Origin of the sequence: Pseudomonas delhiensis (assembly GCF_900187975.1) — a bacterium.
Classification (GTDB): domain Bacteria; phylum Pseudomonadota; class Gammaproteobacteria; order Pseudomonadales; family Pseudomonadaceae; genus Pseudomonas; species Pseudomonas delhiensis.
Map to the genome: position 1 here is coordinate 35,412 of NZ_FZPC01000040.1, position 18,391 is coordinate 53,802.

Annotated in this window: 14 protein-coding genes and 1 pseudogene; 10 read left to right on the forward strand and 5 right to left on the reverse strand. The window is 62.5% G+C overall.

Annotation, left to right across the window (positions count from 1 at the left end; all coding sequences use genetic code 11):
• Positions 1-66 precede the first annotated feature (66 nt).
• Positions 67-1,329 (forward strand): OprD family outer membrane porin, encoded by a 1,263-nt coding sequence (locus tag CHC02_RS26890; protein ID WP_089394446.1) that lies wholly within the window; start codon positions 67-69, stop codon positions 1,327-1,329.
• 66 nt (positions 1,330-1,395) lie between these two features.
• Here CHC02_RS26890 and CHC02_RS26895 read toward each other — a convergent pair whose 3' ends face one another.
• The 5 genes from CHC02_RS26895 to CHC02_RS26915 form a co-directional block, all read right to left on the reverse strand.
• Positions 1,396-2,427 carry an amidohydrolase family protein gene (locus tag CHC02_RS26895; RefSeq protein WP_244906821.1) on the reverse strand — a complete coding sequence of 344 codons (1,032 nt, stop codon included), beginning with the start codon at positions 2,425-2,427 and terminating at the stop codon, positions 1,396-1,398.
• Positions 2,428-2,472: 45 nt separating this feature from the next.
• Complete coding sequence (locus tag CHC02_RS26900; protein ID WP_089394448.1) at positions 2,473-4,251, reverse strand: acyl-CoA dehydrogenase family protein; 1,779 nt, start codon at positions 4,249-4,251, stop codon at positions 2,473-2,475.
• Positions 4,248-5,936, reverse strand: a complete 1,689-nt coding sequence (locus CHC02_RS26905) for a long-chain-fatty-acid--CoA ligase (RefSeq protein ID WP_425320254.1) — start codon at positions 5,934-5,936, stop codon at positions 4,248-4,250. Before CHC02_RS26905 ends, CHC02_RS26900 begins: the two co-directional genes overlap by 4 nt.
• 92 nt (positions 5,937-6,028) lie before the next feature.
• Entirely contained in the window at positions 6,029-6,490 is a 462-nt protein-coding gene (locus CHC02_RS26910; RefSeq protein WP_089394450.1) for a PaaI family thioesterase, read from the reverse strand.
• Positions 6,491-6,788: 298 nt separating this feature from the next.
• Positions 6,789-7,862, reverse strand: a complete 1,074-nt coding sequence (locus tag CHC02_RS26915) for an amidohydrolase family protein (RefSeq protein WP_089394451.1) — start codon at positions 7,860-7,862, stop codon at positions 6,789-6,791.
• A gap of 219 nt (positions 7,863-8,081) precedes the next feature.
• Between CHC02_RS26915 and CHC02_RS26920 the strand changes: the two genes are divergently transcribed.
• The 9 genes and pseudogenes from CHC02_RS26920 to mhpE all read left to right on the forward strand — a co-directional run.
• Positions 8,082-8,687, forward strand: a complete 606-nt coding sequence (locus CHC02_RS26920) for a TetR/AcrR family transcriptional regulator (protein ID WP_089394452.1) — start codon at positions 8,082-8,084, stop codon at positions 8,685-8,687.
• A 266-nt stretch (positions 8,688-8,953) separates the two neighbouring features.
• Positions 8,954-10,813 (forward strand): DUF1302 domain-containing protein, encoded by a 1,860-nt coding sequence (locus CHC02_RS26925; protein ID WP_089394453.1) that lies wholly within the window; start codon positions 8,954-8,956, stop codon positions 10,811-10,813.
• A gap of 12 nt (positions 10,814-10,825) precedes the next feature.
• Entirely contained in the window at positions 10,826-12,187 is a 1,362-nt protein-coding gene (locus CHC02_RS26930; protein WP_089394454.1) for a DUF1329 domain-containing protein, read from the forward strand.
• Between the two features lie 153 nt (positions 12,188-12,340).
• Complete coding sequence (locus CHC02_RS26935; protein WP_089394461.1) at positions 12,341-13,207, forward strand: alpha/beta fold hydrolase; 867 nt, start codon at positions 12,341-12,343, stop codon at positions 13,205-13,207.
• A gap of 15 nt (positions 13,208-13,222) precedes the next feature.
• Positions 13,223-14,206, forward strand: a complete 984-nt coding sequence (locus CHC02_RS26940; protein ID WP_089394455.1) for a VOC family protein — start codon at positions 13,223-13,225, stop codon at positions 14,204-14,206.
• Positions 14,207-14,221: 15 nt separating this feature from the next.
• On the forward strand, positions 14,222-15,976 hold the full coding sequence (gene mhpA, locus CHC02_RS26945) for a bifunctional 3-(3-hydroxy-phenyl)propionate/3-hydroxycinnamic acid hydroxylase MhpA (protein ID WP_089394456.1): 1,755 nt from the start codon (positions 14,222-14,224) through the stop codon (positions 15,974-15,976).
• Positions 15,973-16,794, forward strand: coding sequence for a 2-keto-4-pentenoate hydratase (gene mhpD / locus CHC02_RS26950; protein WP_089394457.1), 822 nt, complete (start codon positions 15,973-15,975; stop codon positions 16,792-16,794). The genes mhpA and mhpD overlap by 4 nt, the downstream gene beginning before the upstream one ends.
• A gap of 9 nt (positions 16,795-16,803) precedes the next feature.
• Positions 16,804-17,736, forward strand: coding sequence for an acetaldehyde dehydrogenase (acetylating) (locus tag CHC02_RS26955; RefSeq protein ID WP_089394458.1), 933 nt, complete (start codon positions 16,804-16,806; stop codon positions 17,734-17,736).
• A pseudogene (gene mhpE, locus CHC02_RS26960) lies at positions 17,733-18,391 on the forward strand (4-hydroxy-2-oxovalerate aldolase); the annotation flags it as partial. The gene CHC02_RS26955 and the pseudogene mhpE, both read left to right, overlap by 4 nt.

The following is an 18,391-nucleotide window of genomic DNA, read 5'->3' on the forward strand; positions in this document are numbered from 1 at the left end:
CTTCGCGCGCTGACCACATCGGCGCGTGGGGCCCGTTCGCCCACAAGAAAGACAAAAGGCCCCCCCATGAATCCACTGCGTTCCTGTACCCTGCCCCTGGCGCTCGTCTTCGCCAGCCCTTTGCCTGCTGTCGCCGAGATCTTCGGCGACAGCAGCGCCAGTCTGCAATTGCGCAACTACTACTTCGACTCCGACTATCGCAATGCACCTACCATCGGCCAGCCTGTGTCTCGGCAACGCGAATGGGCCCAGGGCGCGATTCTCGACTTCCGCTCCGGCTACAGCGACACCCCGCTCGGGCTGGGCTTCGACCTGTTGGGGATGAGCGCCCTGCGCCTGGATTCCGCCCCCGGGCGCAGCGGCACCGGCCTGCTCAAGCGCACCGACGAGGGCCGGGCGCAATCCGGCTACAGCAAGGGCGTGGCAACCGCAAAACTGCGCCTGGGCCGAACCGAATTGAAGGTCGGCGGCCATAGCCCCATGGTGCCGGTGCTGATCACGCCACCGGTACGCATGTTCTCGCCGGTGTTCCGCGGTACCGAACTGAGCTCCCGTGACCTGGAGGGCTGGACCTTCACCCTGTCGAGCCTCGACCGCATCATGGGCCGTGACGACGACCGCTTCGAGAAGATGAAGATGGCCTCGCCCTTCGGCCGCTTCCAGAAGGCCGCCGAGGCGGACCGCTTCGATTATCTCGGCGCAGAGTACACCCCGGCCAAGGGCATCAGGCTCAGCTACTATCACAGCCGACTGGAGGACATCTACCGCCAGGACTACCTGGGGGCGACCATCGCCCAGCCCCTGCCGTTGGGCCAGCTGAAGCACGACATCCGCTTCTACGACAGCGGCGAGGATGGGAAAGCCAACGCTGGCCGTGTGGACAGCCAGTACATCGGCCTGATGAGCAACTGGTCGGTGGGGGCACATACCCTGGGCGCGGGCTACTACCGCGTCAGTGGCGACACCGGAATGCCGGGCATTTCCGGCACGGTGCTGAGCGTTCACAGCGAAGGCGCCCTGGTCAGCGACATGGTCAACCGCAACGAGCGCCACTGGCAGCTGAACTACCAGTACGACTTCAGCGCCATTGGCTTTCCCGGCCTGAGCGCCCGGCTGCGCTACCTGCGCGGCGACAACATAGACATACCCGCCCTGCAGTCCGGCGATGCTCATGAAAGCGAACGCTACCTGCAGCTTTCCTACGTGGTACAGGAAGGCCCGCTACGCGGAGTGGCCTTCAACGTACGCAATAGTTCCTACCACAGCAGCTTCGCCCGCGATGTGAACCAGACTCGGATCAACATCGACTACAGTTTCAAGCTCTGGTGAAGACGCCCCCGGGTGGGGCACAAAAGAAAGCCGCCGGGGCTCAGGCCCCGGCGGCTTCTGTCTGGCTCAGGCCAGGCGCGGGAACAAGCGCAATGCGTTGTCGCGATTGATGGCGCTGCGCTGAGCGTCGGTGAAGCCGTATGCATCGAGCAGGCCGGTGAAGTGGCTGGAGCGCTCCTTGTTGGCATAGGGCCAGTCGCTGCCGAAGGTGATGTTCTCCGGCTTGGCGAAAGCCAGCAATGCCGGCAGCGCGTAGGCACTGCTGGAAAGCGCAGTGTCGAAATAGAACTGGCGCAAGCGACGGATGCCGCCTTCCGTAGAGCCGTCCGCCGAGCAGATACGCGCCATGCGCTCCGCCGCATAGGGCACGAAGCCGCCGGCATGAGACAGGATGATCTTCAGGTTCGGGTAGCGTTCCAGGCAGCCACGCTTGGCCAGGTTCAGTGCGGCTCGGGTGGTATCCAGCAGGAAGTCCGCGGCATAGGGCGGAATGCCCGGTACTTCCGGGGCGGGAAGCTCCGAGGGGTGGATGAACACCCGGGCCTGGTGCCGATCGAGCGCCTGCAGCAACGGGTCCCACTCCGGCGTGCCCACGTAGGTGCCGCGAACGTTGGCCAGCAAGATCACGCCATCGGCCTTGAGGTGGGTCAGCGCGTATTCGGCCTGCTCGATGGCGCCTTCTACGTCAGGCAGGGTGAGCGTGGCGAAGAAACCGAAGCGCCCGGGGTATTTGTCCACTACCTCGGCGCAGTACTCGTTGACCTCCTTCGCCTTCACCCTCGCTTCGGCGTCATTGCCCAGGTGCACACCCGGGGTGGAGACCGAGAGGATGCCGCTTTCGATGCCGTTGCTATCCATCAGGTCCAGCGCGGCTTCCGCGCTCCATTTGGGAATGGGCAGGCCGCCGGCTGTAATGCCGCGTGACTCCAGCCACTGCCCGTAGAAGGGCGGGACTATGTGTTGGTGCGTGTCGATGCGACGCGCGGCCTTCGCGCCTGAAGTGCTCTTCGGCGAGGCGGCCTGCGCCGGTGAAAGCCCGGAAAGAGCGGCGGCGGTGGCGGCAGTTGCCATGGATACCAGTACCTGTCTACGTTTCATTGCGGATTCCAATTCTTGTTGTGAGTGGGGCCGTGGCACGGCCAATCAGAACAGCGTCTCCGACCAATCCAGGGACGGGCAGCGCTGCAGCAACACCGTCTGAGCCAGGCCCGGCGCGCCGGTCAGGATGTGCTCGGCATAGAACTCGCCGGCGAGCAGCTTCGCCCGCAGGAAGTCCCGGTCCGCGCCGGCGCGCTCCAGGCCCGCCCGCGCCGCCAGCACCATGCGCCCCCACTGCCAGCCACCGGCCACCTGGCCGAACAGCATCAGGAAAGGAACGGCGACGGCCAGCACCTGCTCAGGCTCCGTCGCGAAGCGCTCGCGCAGTTGCCGAGCTGCCTGCTCCAGCGCCTGCACCGCCGTGCCCAGGCGTAGCCCGAGGCTGCAAGGGTGCTCCGCCAGGTCGGCCGCGACCGCGCGCATGTCCGCCAGCAGGCCATCGAGGTGCCCGGCGCTGTCGCGCAGAATCTTGCGGCCTATCAGATCGTTGGCCTGGATCGCCGTGGTGCCTTCGTAGATGGTGCCTATACGGGCATCGCGATAGTGCTGGCTGACTCCGGTTTCCTCGACGAAGCCCATGCCGCCATGCACCTGCACCGCCAGCGAGGTGACTTCCAGGCTGGTCTCGGTCGCCCAGCCCTTGAACACCGGTGTCATCAGTTCGACGAAGCCCAGGTGCGCGGCCCGCACCTCGGGTTGCGGATGCTGCTGGGCGAAGTCCTGGGCCTGGGCAATCACCAGCGCCAGCGCACGCATGGCCTCGGTCTGAACACGCATGCGAAGGAGCATGCGGCGCACATCGGGGTGACGGATGATCGGCACGTTGCGATTGCCTGCCAGATCACCACCCTGCTGGCGCTGGCGGGCATAGTCAAGGGCCTGCTGATAGGCACGTTCGGACAAACCCAGCGCCTCGATGCCGACGGTCAGGCGAGCCTGGTTCATCATCACGAACATGGCCTCCAGGCCACGATTCGGCTGCCCCACCAGGTGGCCGAAGGCTCCCCCCTCGTCACCATAGGCCATCACGCAGGTCGGGCTGGCATGGATCCCCAGCTTGTGCTCCACCGACACGCAGCGCACATCGTTGCGTTCGCCCAGGCTGCCGTCTTCGTTCACCAGGAACTTCGGCACCAGGAACAGCGAGATGCCCTTGGCCCCCGGCGGCGAGTCCGGCAGCCGGGCCAGTACCAGGTGCACGATGTTCTCGGTCAGGTCCTGCTCGCCCCAGGAGATGAAAATCTTCTGCCCCTGCAAGCGGTAGCCGCCGCTTCCATCCGGGGTAGCACGGCAGCGGATGGCGCCGACGTCGGAACCAGCCTGGGGCTCGGTGAGGTTCATGGTGCCGCTCCAGCGACCGCTGACCATGGGAGGCAGGTAGCGTGCCTTCAGCGCCTCGCTGGCACAGGCCTCCAGGGCCTCTATTGCCCCCAAGGTGAGCCCCGGGCACATGGAAAAGGCCTTGTTCGCTGCCATGAACATTTCCGTGATGGCCGACGAGGCAACGCAAGGCAGGCCCTGCCCGCCCAGGGCAGCCGGGACAGCGACGTTGTTCCAGCCCGCCTCGATACAGCGCTGGTAGGCCAGGTCGAAGCCCTTGGCGGTCCTCACCCCGGCCGGGCTCCAATGCACGCCCTCGATGTCCGCCGGCTGGTTCAACGGCGCCAGGACCCCGGCAGCGAACTTGCCGGCCTCCTCGCACACTGTGGCCAGCAAGCCGGCGTCCATTCCCTCGAACGACGGCAGGCTGGCGAGTGCATCGAGGTCCAGCAGGTTTTCCATCACGAAGCGCAGGTCGGCAAGTGGCGGATTGAAAGGCGTCATCGTTGGTTCTCCAGGTTCTGCAGCTCCCGCCACTGGATCTTGCCGGTCGCCGATTTCGGCAGCGCGTCGACGAATTCGACCAGGCGGGGAATCTTGTAGGCCGCCATCTGTTGGCGCGACCAGTTCATCAGGCTTTCGGCATCGAGCGCTTCACTCGTGGCCGACCTCAGTACGACCACGGCCTTCACCGCTTCCCGGCCATCCGCGGCGCGCCCGGCGATCACACAGGCTTCCTGGATGTCGGGGTGGTGGTAGAGCAGGCTCTCAACCTCGCTGGGCCAGACCTTGTAGCCGTTGACATTGATCATTCGCTTCAGGCGCTCGGCCATGAACAGGTAGCCCTGCTCGTCGAAATAGCCGATGTCGCCGGTGCGCAGGAACTGCCTGCCCTGGATCTCGACCAGGGACTCCGCGGTGGCCTCGGGGTTGTTCCAGTAGCCACTGAACAGCGAGGGGCAGCGCGTGACTATTTCGCCTTGCCGCCCCAGGGGTTGCTCGGCGTCGCTTTCAAGGCAGAGGACGCGGGTATCGACATCGAACAAGGGAATGCCCAGGCATTGCGGCTTGGGGCACCCGGGCGGGTTCAGGTGGATGGCGCCGCACACCTCTGTCATGCCCCAGCCTTCCTGGTAGTGCAGGCCGGTCAGTTGGTGCAGACGCTCGGCGACGGCGGCAGGCATCGCGGTACCGCCCCCACCCATCATCTGCAGGCTCGAGAAGTTCCTCCGGTCGAGGCCCTCCACGCCGAGCAGATCGACGATCATCGTCGGGATACTGGTCCAGTGGGTGACGCCACGGGTCTCGATCCAGTCGAGGGCGACCTCGCGGTCCCAGCGCGGCAACAGGACGATAGAGGCGCCCAGGGCCAGGGGGACGAGCATCGAGGCGCACATCCCGGTGACATGGAAGTAAGGCGCGGTAGCCAGGACCACCGACTCGCTGGACCAGTGGTTCCAGTGCATCAGCGCGACCAGTTGGGCATTGACCGCCCTGTGGCTGAGCATGCAGCCCTTGGGCCGCCCCGTGGTGCCGGAGGTGTAGACGAGCATCGCCAGGTCCTCGCCGCAGCGTTGTGCGACGCTGGCCAGGGGCGGATGCCGCAGGGCCTGGCCCAGGGTGCTGGTGGCGGCACCGGCCGGCTGCCTGGCCGGCTCCGCGAGGAACGCCGGTACCAGTTCGGACGCAGTCGCTGGCAGGTCGTCGGCGTAGCAGGCCAACACCAGATGCTCGAAAACGCCCTGGAGGAGCAGCCCCGAGAATGCCGCTTCGAGGTCCTGGGCGGCCAGCACCACGCGGGCGCCGCTGTCCTCGATCAGCCAGCGCAGCTCAGCTTCGAGGTTCATGGGGTTGACCGGCACTACCACGGCATCGGCGCGGAGGATGGCGTAGAAGGCGACAATGAATGCGGGGCTGTTCTGCATGTCCAGCAGCACTCTGTCGCCGGGGCGCACGCCAAGGTTCTGCACCAGGTAGCCAGCCAGGCGCTGGACCCGCTCGTACAGCTCCCGGTAGCTGAGGGTGGCGCCATAGAAGTCGATGGCGATCTCGTGGGGAAAGCGCTTCGCGTTGGTCTCCAAGGCTTCCTGGATGGCAGTGGCAGGTAACCCCGGGTGACGCGGTACGTGCCGTGCCAGCAGGCGATGGGCCGCCGCCTCTACCGGTTCAGGCTGGCCGTGGGCGGACAGGGGCGCAGGCAAGCCGGTTACGGAAAAACTGTTGTTATTATTCATGGATTCTCCAAACGACAAACGAATGGGCTCGGCAGGCAACGAACCGGCTACATCGCGACGATCGCCATCGGCGAGCTGGCGGTGGCCACCAGCCGCCCCTGGCTGCAGAACAACCGCGCGCTGGCGTATATCAGCGAGCGGCCGTGCTTCTCCAACTGCCCCTGGACGCGGTAGTCGCCCTGGGGCGCCGGGCGTAGGTAATTGACCGTCAGCGCGGTGGTCGCGGCGGTGCGCCCTGCCTCCAGCACGGACAGGGCGGCGAAAGCCAGACCGAAGTCCAGCAGCGCGGCGACTATGCCGCCCTGGATCACCCCCCCGCCCTGGGTGAAGCTTTCGTCCACCGAGAACGAGGCCTCGACGCTGCCACGCTCGGCGTGCACCAGGCGCATGCGCAATTGCTGCGCGAGGGGGCTATCGGGAACCGGCCGGTCGTGCCAGCCACCTGCCATGAATTGTTCGATGAAAAGTCGATCCGGATTGTCCGGACCGGCGCTGGGTGCTACCCGCATCGGCCATGCACTCCTACTGGGCTGAAAAACAGGCCAGACCAAGACGGGTGTGACAACGCCGCAGCCCAGCCATCAAGTCAACCTTGATTGACAGGATCCCAGCGTGGCTAAAAGTGCGCCTTATGTCAACCTTGGTTGACGAGATTATCGCCATCTTGCGATAACGGCGCAGCAGGCGATACGCCGGCCTTAGGCGTTGGTCGATGCTGCGCAGGAGGCGTTAGGTCTGGAAGCGAGCCTCCGGATTTATCGTCCGGGAATTGCTGGAGCAACTCGGTGAATGACAGGGGGAAACGGCTCAGCGGTTGCGAATGCGCTCGGCCAGCGCACCAAGGGGCTTGGCCATACCTCGCCGTATCCGCGCGGGGAAGGTTTCCGCGGCATAGATGGGAGCGGGCGTAACCTGCTCCCCGGCCAGCCGATACTGCGGAAAAAGACTCAACGCGTGGCCACGAGCGATGCCGTACTGCACCGACTCCGACCACAGGCCATTGTCGTCCAGGGTCTGGCATTGCAGCGTGGTGATCGGCGCTGGCGCGAACGGGAAGTCGCTACCGAAAAGTATGTGCGAAGGATCCACTAGCTCCTTCAAAGCAACCATCGAATAGCGCGACGGTGAAAGCGCGGTGTCGAAATAGAAGCGCTTTACATACGTCATCACACCTTGAGGCGCCTGGTCCTTGAACTCCGGCAGGGCGTTCGCCAGGGAGATGCGCCAAGCCGCATAAGGCAGGAAACCACCGGAGTGCGCCAGTATCCAGCGGATCTTCGGGAAGCGTTCCAGGGTTCCGGTAAGGATCAGGTTGACCGCCGCCCTGGTGGTATCGCAGAGAAACTCGAGCAGGAATCCCGGCGTCTGCAAGCCTATCCGTTCGCTGGTGGCATGCATGTTGGGATGGACGAACACCACAGCCTGGCGGCGATCGAGTTCGGCCATCAGTTCCTCGAAACGCGGGTCACCGAGAAAGACACCATCGGTGCTGCCGAGCAACACTACGCCGTCCGCCTGGAGTTCATCGAGCGCACGCACGGCTTCGCGGCAAGCGGCATCGGTGAAAGGGGTGGGAAGCACGGCGAAATTGCCGAATCGCCCTGGAAAGTCCTCGCGCATCTGCGCAGCGAAATCATTGCATTGCCGCGCCAGCTCCCGCGCCTGCTCCACACCACCGCCGAAGTGCACCCCGGGAGCCGACAATGAAGTTATCGCGGTCTGGATGCCGTTGACGTCCATGACCTCGATGGACTTCTGCGGCGTCCATCTCGGCAACGGCGCCCCTGCCACTTTCGTCAAACCCATTTTGTCCATTGCGGCAACGAAAGCTGGCGGAATGATGTGATGATGGACGTCTAGGCGCCCTTGCTGGATGGACATGGTTATCCCCGTCGGTGGAGTTCGAATGACCGCGAGCGCATGCGCCCGGGCACACAGGCGAAAAGAACACTACCAGCAAGATATGAACATCAATGTTCACAAAGTGTCAATTCAGATCACCTACCCTTCGCCCCCTCATCGGTCATGGGACAGTCAAATAACTCTTGACTCCGGATGAACACGACTGTTCACTCTGAGTCACGGTTAACAGGACCTTTTATGAGCGCAATCGAAAAACGCATCCATGACGCCGCCATCCGCATCTTCGCCGAGCGACGCATGGACGAAATCAACGTCAGCGAACTCGCGCAGACCGCCGGTGTTGCACGCGGCACCATCTACAAGAAGCTCGAGTCGGTGGATTCGCTGTTCGAGAACGTCGCGAGTCAATTGGCAGCGGAGATGAACGAACGGGTTGGACTCAGTGCAGCCCCCGATCTGGACCCGGCCCAGCGTCTGGCTAACGGCATCCGCTTCTACATCCGGCGAGCCCATGAGGAGCCGCACTGGGGCGCGTTCTTGGTGCGCTACTCGGCCACCAGCCTCTCGCTGCAAAAAATGTGGGATGGCCCCCCGGCACGTGACGTGCTCGATGGCCTGTCCAAACATCGCTACAGCTTCCGCCCAGAGCAGATGGTATCGGTAATCGGCATGCTTGCCGGCTCGGTGCTGATCGCCATCGCCCTGGTGCTCGAAGGCCATAAAACCTGGAGAGATGCCGGCGCCGACACCGCCGAGCTGGTGCTGCGCGCGCTAGGGGTGCCCCCGGAAGAAGCGCATGCATTCGCCAGCGCGCCGTTGCCGGTACTGCCAGCTCTCGACTAACGCAGAGCCCCCATTGCCTTGAACGGCGCGCCCTTCCGGCGTGCCGCAGGGGGCGCTCACCCCGAAGAAAGGAGACAACAACAATGAAAGCACTCCTTCACCGCCATCACCTGCCACTGCTTGCCAGCAGTCGCTCGCCGACCTCCTAGCTAACGCGGCAGCCGCCGCCGGCCCTGCGCTATTCCCTTGCGCGGTGCCCGTATCAACGGGCGCCGGGAAGATGCTCATCCGCAGAAAAGTCGACAACAACAAAAAGAGGCTTAAACATGAAAAGGGCAAGTCCCCTGCACCTCAGGCCACTGCGCCTGACCACCGCACTAACCCTTTATGCCCTGACCGTTCCCACCAGCCAGGCGGCGACCTTCACCCTCGGGGAGATCGAGGGGCAGTTCGACTCCTCGCTGTCGATCGGCTCCAGCTGGTCGACGCAGAACCCCAAGGCCAAGCTGCTGAACAGCCACAGCGTGGACGACGGCAAGCTCAACTTCCGCTCTGGCGACGCCATCTCGCGGGTGTTCAAGGGCCTCCACGACCTGGAGCTGAAGTACGGCGATAGCGGTGTGTTCGTCCGCGGGAAGTACTGGTACGACTTCGTCCTCAAGGACGAGGACCTGCGCTTCAGGAACATCAGCGACAGTGGCCGCGAAGAGGCGGCCAAATCGGCCGGCGCCGAATTCCTCGACGCCTTCGTCTACCACAATTACGAGCTCCGCGAACTGCCCGGTGTCGTGAAGGTCGGCAGGCAGGTGGTCAACTGGGGCGAGAGCACCTTCATCCAGGGCGGCGTCAACGCCATCAACCCCATAGACGTCTCCTCCTTCCGCCGCCCTGGCTCGGAGATCAAGGAAGGGCTGGTGCCGGTCAACATGTTTTATCTCTCTCAAAGCCTGAGCGAGAGTTTCTCCACCGAGATGTTCTACCAGTTCGGGTGGGACAAGACAGTCATCGACAACTGCGGAACCTTCTTCTCCGGCAACGACGTCGTTGCCGATGGCTGCGGCGGCCTGCCGGTTGGCCCCGTCATATACCAGAACCCGCTCGCCCAACAGGCTTTGTCCCCGTTCGGAATCAAGCTGACCAGCGAAGGCATCGAGATTCCGCGCGCACATGACAATGACCCGCGCGATAGTGGCCAATGGGGAATGGCGCTGCGCTGGTTCGCCCCGCAGTGGGACAGCGAGTTCGGCGCCTATTTCATGAACTACCACAGCCGCATGCCCTACATCAGCGCCGTAACCAGCCCTCATGCGGCTGATCCGGGCTTCGCTCCGGAGCTCTGCGGAAACCTGGGCGTCCCGGCCGCTGCATGCTCCGCGGTATTGGGGACGGCGGCAGGCCAGAGTCTGGCGCAGGCCTATCGGCTCGGCACTTCGAAGTACTACATCGACTATCCCGAGGATGTCCGTCTTTACGGCCTGAGCTTCAGTACCAGTCTACCGACGGGGACCACGCTCGCCGGAGAGGTCAGCTATCGCCCCAACATGCCGCTGCAGATCAACCCGTACGACTTGATCACGGCAGGAACCGGGGTCACAGCCCTGTCCCCACTGTTGTCTTCTGGCGCGATCAATCTGCAGAACTCTACCGCCATTTCTGGCTATCGGCGCAAAGAGGTTACCCAGGCCCAGGTTACGGCGACGCACTTTTTTGACCAGGTAATGGGGGCTGATCGCCTGACGCTGATCGGCGAGGTCGGATACGTGCACGTCGGCGGACTTGAAGGCCGAGGTGGTGTGCGGTACGGGCGGAGCACTGCCTATGGAGGCGGCGCGATCTACCCGGACAACAGCGTGTGTACGTCCACCAGCGCCACTCCGGAGTACTGCACCAACGATGGCTTCACCACTTCAGATGCTTGGGGATACCGCGCGCGAGCCATCTGGGAGTACTCCAACGTCATCCAGGGGCTGGAGCTCAAGCCGAACCTGGCCTGGTCGCACGACGTTGACGGCTACGGTCCCGAGCCTGGTTTCAACGAAGGCTCCAAGGCCGTAAGCATTGGCCTCGATGCCACCTACCTGAACACCTATAACGCGAGCCTCTCGTACACCAACTTCTTCGGCGGTGATTACAACGTCAACGTCGACAGAGACTTCGTCGCGCTGAGCGTCGGCGTTTCCTTCTAACGGAGAACAACAATGAAAAATGCCTCCTTGCGTATTGCGCTGCTTGGCGCAGCTCTGTCCATGCCACTCCACGCCATTGCCGCTGTCTCCGAAGCCGAGGCACAAAAGCTCGGCACGAGTCTCACCCCAATGGGGGCAGAGAAGGCAGCCAACGCCGACGGCAGCATCCCCCAATGGACTGGTGGCTTGCCGACTACTGCGGGCCAACGTGGGACGAATGGTCGCCTCAGCGATCCCTTTGGCAGTGAAAGGCCGGTATTCACCATCACTGCACAAAACCTGAACCAATACGCCTCCAACCTCTCAGCCGGCCAGCAAGCAATGTTCAAGCGCTATCCGGACTATCACATGAACATCTACCCGACACATCGCACGGCGACATACCCGGACGCAGTGTTCAAGGCTATCGCCGGTAATGCTCGCAAGACGAGCCTCGTGGGTGGCGGGAACGGCCTGCAGGATTTCCAGACGGCAATCCCCTTCCCTATTCCCCAGAGCGGCATCGAAGTTCTCTGGAACCATATCACCCGTTACCGCGGCGGAAGCGCCCAGCGCAATCATGTGCAAGCCGTGCCGACCGCCAATGGCACCTTCACTCCGGTTCACTTCAAGCAGCAATTCACCTATCGCGATCAGCTCAGTGACTTCGATCCCGGCAAGGAGAGCAACGTGCTCTTCTACTACAAGCAGTTGGTAACCGCGCCCGCACGGCTTGCCGGCGACGTCGTTCTCGTTCACGAGACACTGGACCAGGTCAAAGAGCCCCGGATGGCGTGGATCTACAACGCGGGTCAGCGTCGTGTGCGCCGGGCCCCCCAAATCGCCTACGACGGGCCCTACCCTGCGTCTGATGGCCAGCGCGTTGCGGACAATCTGGACATGTTCAACGGCGCTCCAGATCGCTACGAGTGGAAGCTGCTCGGTAAGCGCGAGCTCTATGTCCCATACAACAACTTCGAGCTCGAATCACCAGCCCACAAATACAGCGACATCCTGCAGCCCGGTCACATGAACCAGGATCTGGTCCGTTACGAGAAGCATCGCGTGTGGGTTGTCGAGGGGACGCTCAAGCCCGGCGAGCGCCACATTTATGCCAAGCGCGTCCTGTATATCGACGAAGACACCTGGCAAGCGATGGTTGCGGAGCACTACGACGGCAGGGGCACGCTCTGGCGAGTGGGCGAAAGCTCGATGACGCCGCTGTATGACAAACAGATCCCCTACCTGGGCGTTGAAGCGCTGTACGACTTGATCAACGGCCGCTATCTGGTCTCCGGGATGACCAACGAAGAAAAAACCGGAGTCGAATTCGGCTTCAAGGCCAGCGCCGCCGATTACACCCCCACCGCCTTGCGCAATTCCGGCGTGCGCTAGCGTCGCCATCCCCTTTCCGAGAAACGGTCCTTGGGAAAATCTTGCCATTAATTGAACACTACCGTTCACAAGTAGACATTATTGACCTAAAGTAGGTCCATGCTTCGAAACGTGCCGACAGGCCTCCATAACAACAGGAGCAACGCAGTGAACATGAAAGAAACCATTTCCGAGCTGCAGACCCGCAGTGTCGTGGTCGGCAAGCGCCAGATATTCGTAGCCGAGAAAGGCACTGGACATCCGGTGCTCATGCTCCACGGGGGTGGTCCGGGCGCCTCGGGCCTGTCCAACTACTCGCGCAACATCGACGCCCTCGCTGATCGATTCCGCGTCCTGGTGGTGGATATGCCCGGTTATGGCAAGTCGTCCAAAGGCGTGAATCGCGACGACCCGTTCGGCGACCTTGCCAGCACCATGCTCGCCCTGCTGGATGTGCTTGGCATCAAGAGCGCTCACATCATCGGCAACTCGCTTGGGGGCGCCTGTGGCCTGCGAATGGCGCTGGAGGCACCCAGCCGTGTATCGGGGCTGATCCTCATGGGGCCCGGTGGAGTCAACACTACGCGGAGCCTCCCTACCCCCGGACTCAAGCTGCTGCTGGACTACTACAACGGCGATGGCCCCTCTCTGGAAAAGATCACGCACTTCATCCGTGACTACCTGGTTTATGACGGGAGCCAGGTATCCGACGCGATGATCGAAGAGCGCTATCGCTCCAGCATTGATCCGGAAGTTGTAAAGCAGCCCCCGCTGCGACGCCCACCGAGCCTCGGTGCGGCAATCCGCATGGACTTCACTCGCGACCATCGACTGAAAACCTGCCAGGTACCGACTCTGGTCCTCTGGGGTACGGAAGATCTCGTGAATCGCCCCAGCGGTGGCGCCACCCTCCTCAAGCGCATGCCCAACTGCGATCTGTACCTCTTCGCCAAGACCGGCCACTGGGTGCAATGGGAACGTGCCGATCAGTTCAATGCCATCAGCACCTCCTTCCTGGCAGTGAACACGCCTAAGGCCTGAGTGGAGGATATCGATATGGCTCAGGACATCTTCGGCGCCAGTAGCATGGGCTATGCGGTTATCGAATCCGAGCGGATGGATCGCTGGCGAGCCCTGCTCAAGGCTGGCATCGGCTTGCACGAAGCGCAGGCTGACTCAGAGGTATTGGCCTACCGCATGGACCAGCACCAGCGGCGGATCATTGTGAAGCGCGGCGCAGCCGAAGACCTCGTCGCCGTTGGCTGGCAGCTTCGTGACAAGGACACGCTGAATGAGGTGCTTCAGCGCCTGAAAAAGCTCGGGATCGAGGCAACGCGAGGGTCTGCAAGCCAAGCCGCCGAGCGGGGTGTCCGTGAGTTCTGGGAAGTCATCGGCCCGAAACGGCTTGCGGTCGAGTTGTTCATCGAGCCGCTCACTGACGATGGCCCTCTCGAGATGCTTAGTCCCGGATTCATAACTGGAGAGATGGGGATGGGGCACCTGGCGATCACATCTCGAAAGCCCGAACAGATGCGGCGCTTCTGGCAGGAAGTCTTCGATGCACGCCACAGCGATCACATCGTTGAACGCATCGCGGGCGTCACGCTGGACATCGACTTCTTCCGGGTGAATCCACGGCATCACTCGATTGCGATTGCCGTCGTCAAAGACCTGCCCATGGACCCGATTCGTACTCGAATTCAGCACATGAATTTGTTGACGACGTCCGTCAGTGGGCTCACTGACGCTTTCCTCCGCTGCCGCAAGTTGGGCTTCGAAATGGCGCATGAGATCGGGGAGCACCCCAATGATCGCGAGCAGTCCTTCTACGTAATGACCCCTTCAGGCTTCGAAATGGAGCTCGGATGGAATGCCTTGGAAGTCAATGAAGAAACGTGGCGCACGACTTCCTACAAGGGCATCAGCCTCTGGGGCCACAAGCCCGAAAAGCAAACCCGCTGGAAAAAGCTGACCACCAACCTGGGCAATTTCGGTCGCGGCTTCCGCTCGCTTTTCAACACTGAATATTCACCGCTCTAGGGAGACGCGCTGGAGATGGACAATAACAAGAAGCTGCATGGCGAAACCGTTGATGTCGTGATTTCGGGCCTGGGCCCAACGGGTGCCACCTTGGCGCACCTGCTGGGTAAACGCGGTCTGTCGGTCATCGTGCTGGAGCGTGAGCCAACCTTCTATGGAAATGCTCGGGCCGTATACACCGACGATGAATGCATGCGAATCATGCAGTCCGCCGGCGTTGCAGACGAACTTGCAGAAGACATGCAGATCGACACGCCAGCCCAGTGGACCTTCGCCGATGGTCGCGTGCTTGGCCAGTACTGGCAGTTGAAACGTCCGTTCGGTTGGCCCGTGATCAACTTCTTGTATCAGCCCTGGATGGAAACACGCCTGACCGATCTTCTCCAGCGCTACCCCAATGTCCAGATTCGACGAGGCCGGGAACTCACCGCCTTTGAACAAAACGATGAATGGGTGACCGTCACTCACCAGGCCACGCGGACCTTCCGCTTCAGTGAAAGCAGCGACGCGCGTAGCGAGCACGAAATTGACGTAGACCCCCAGATCATTCGAGCTCGCTATCTGGTCGGCGCCGACGGCGGTCGAAGCACCGTGCGCGAGTCGCTCGGCATCAAGATGGACGGCAAGAATTTCCCGGAGCCGTGGCTGGTCGTCGACCTGGAGCTTAAAGAGGGTGAGGAAGCTCTGCGACACATCCCCTACTTCAACTTCGTCTGCGACCCCATCTGCCCCACCGTCAGTTGTCCGCAGCCGGGAAGATTCCATCGCTTCGAGTTCATGCTCATGCCCGGCCAGACCAAGGAGTACATGGAGGACCCGGCAACCGTCCGCAAGCTCATCAGTCGTCACGTCGATCCGGATAAATTCGACGTCAAGCGACGCCTCGTTTACACCTTCAACGCCCTGGTCGCTCAGGAATGGCGCCGGGGACGTGTGCTGCTCGCGGGTGACGCGGCGCACATGACGCCGCAGTTCATGGGCCAAGGCATGAGCTCGGGTGTACGCGACGCTTATAACCTGGCCTGGAAACTCGACGCTGTCCTTAAAGGCAGGGCGGGTGATCAGCTTCTGGATACCTATAGTCGGGAACGCTACCACCACGCCAAAGCGATGATCGACATTTCGGTCGTGATGAAGGATTTCGTTTCGATGGCCCATCCAGTGAAGGCGGCCCTGCGAAACATCACTGCCAAAACGTTGCAGGCCACCCCGGTCATCGGCAAGTGGATTCGTGAAGGTGGCTTCAAACCGACGCCAACCTATAAGGCCGGCACCTACCTGGGCATACCGCGCCGCGGTCGTCGATCCGTCGAAGGAAAGATGGTTCCCCAACCCCATGTCCGAACCTTCAAGGGTAAGAGAGTGCTGCTCGACAGCCTCATGGGCGAGGACTTTGCGCTTATTGGTCTGGGCGTGAACCCTCAGGACTTCCTCAATGGCCAGTCTCGTGCACTGCTCGCCGCGCAGGGGGTGAACTACCTGAGCCTGTTCCCCTTCGGCGGCCGGCCCCAGGGGAAAGATGTTCAACGCCACACGCCCAGCGGTCTGGTTGAGGTCGAAGAAGTCGGCGAAGAAATGCTCAAGTGGTTTAAGCGATCAGGCGCAAAACAGAACGCTGTAGCCATCGTCCGGCCAGACAAGTTCGCCTTTGCCGTCGTATCGGGCGACGAGTTGAATGCCGCTATCGAGGAACTCGGTCGTCAACTCGGTTGGTCCGCTGCACTCGCCGGCTCTGTAACTGAACGACAGCCGCTGAGGAAATCCGCATGAGCCTCGATTCAGAAGTGCTTGAGAGGCTCGCTGCCGATCTGCGCCATGCAGAGCTGCATGGGGAGGCCATTGCACCTCTGCGCACCGAGCTTGGTTCGGACAACGGAGACGCTGCCTATGCCATCCAACGTATCAATGTTGAGCATTGGCAAAGCACGGGGCGCCGGATCGTTGGCCGCAAAATTGGTCTCACCAATCCCAAGGTGCAAGCCCAACTTGGGGTCGATCAGCCCGACTTCGGGACCCTGTTCGCCGATATGTGCTACGGCGAACAACAGGGCATCGCAATCGAGCGTGTGATGCAACCAAAGATCGAGGCCGAGATCGCCCTGGTCCTGGGGCGCGACCTGCCTCGGGCAGATACCACGTTTGATGAGCTATGCGCGGCAGTGCGATGGGTGCTTCCTGCGCTGGAAATCGTCGGCAGCCGCATTCGCAACTGGGACATCCGTTATGTCGACACCGTCGCTGACAATGCCTCCTGTGGCGCCTATGTGCTAGGTGGCCCGCTTCGTCGGCTGGAAGGGTTGGACCTGCTCGATTGTCAGATGCGGATGACATTGAACGGGCAGGAAGTGTCCAGCGGCAGAGGGCGGGAGTGCCTTGGGCACCCGCTGAATGCCGCAGTCTGGCTGGCTCGCAAAATGGCGTCACTCGGCACGCCCCTCCTCGCTGGGGACCTGATCCTGACTGGCGCTCTTGGCCCCATGATTCCCGTGAAGGAGGGGGACAGATTCACCGCCACCATTGAGGGAATTGGAAGCGTCTCTACCCATTTCTTCAGCGCCACCCCAGATGCTGTCTTTCTACCGAGCTAAGAGAAGACCATGAGCCAGAAACGCAAAGTCGCCATCATCGGCTCCGGCAACATCGGCACTGACCTGATGATCAAGCTCCTGCGCAACGCGCAGCACCTGGAAATGGCCGCCATGGTCGGCATCGACCCGGCCTCCGACGGTCTGGCCCGCGCATCACGAATGGGCGTGGCCACCACCCACGAAGGCGTGGAAGGCCTGACCCGCCTGCCGATCTTCGACGAGATCGACTTCGTCTTCGATGCCACCTCCGCCGGCGCCCACGTGAAGAACGATGCATTCCTTCGGGGCCACAAGCCCAACCTTCGCGTGATCGACCTGACCCCGGCCGCAATAGGTCCCTATTGCGTGCCGGTGGTCAACCTGGAGCAGCACCTGCAGGCACTGAACGTGAACATGGTGACCTGTGGTGGGCAGGCGACCATTCCGATGGTGGCCGCCGTGTCCCGCGTGGCCAAGGTGCATTACGCGGAGATCATCGCTTCCATCGCCAGCAAATCCGCCGGCCCCGGCACCCGCGCCAATATCGACGAGTTCACCGAGACCACCAGCAAGGCCATCGAAGTGATCGGCGGCGCGGCCAAGGGCAAGGCGATCATCATCATGAACCCGGCCGAGCCGCCGCTGATCATGCGCGATACCGTCTATGTCCTTTCCGAAGCCGTGGAACAGGCGAAGGTCGAAGCGTCCATCGAGGAAATGGCGGCTGCCGTGCAGGCCTACGTCCCCGGCTACCGCCTGAAGCAGAAGGTGCAGTTCGATGAGGTCCGCGACCTGAACATTCCCGGCCACGGTCGCTTCAGCGGCCTGAAGACCTCGGTGTTCCTCGAAGTCGAAGGCGCCGCCCACTACCTGCCGGCCTACGCCGGCAACCTCGACATCATGACCTCCGCCGCGCTGGCCACTGCCGAGCGCATGGCGCAAGCAATGGGGGCCTCGGCATGAGCCAGAAACTCTATATCTCCGACGTGACCCTGCGCGATGGCATGCACGCGATCCGCCACCAGTATTCCCTGGAGGATGTGCGCGCCATCGCCGCGGCCCTGGACATGGCGAAAGTCGATTCCATCGAAGTGGCCCACGGCGACGGCCTGCAAGGTTCGTCGTTCAACTACGGCTTCGGCGCCCACACCGACCTGGAATGGATCGAAGCGGCAGCGGATGTGGTCAACCACGCCAAGATCGCCACGCTGCTGCTGCCAGGGATTGGCACCATTCACGACCTGAAGAACGCCTACACCGCCGGCGCCCGCGTCGTGCGCGTGGCCACCCACTGCACCGAAGCGGACGTCTCCAAGCAACACATCGAGTACGCCCGCGAGCTGGGCATGGACACGGTCGGTTTCCTGATGATGAGCCATATGCAGACGCCGGAAGGCCTCGCGCAGCAGGCCAAGCTGATGGAGAGCTACGGTGCCACCTGCATCTACGTGGTCGATTCCGGCGGCGCCATGAACATGGACGACATCCGGGCGCGTTTCCGCGCGGTGAAGGCCGTGCTCAAGCCCGAGACCGAAACCGGCATCCACGCCCACCACAACCTCAGCCTCGGCGTGGCCAACTCCATCGCCGCGGTGGAGGAGGGCTGCAACCGCATTGA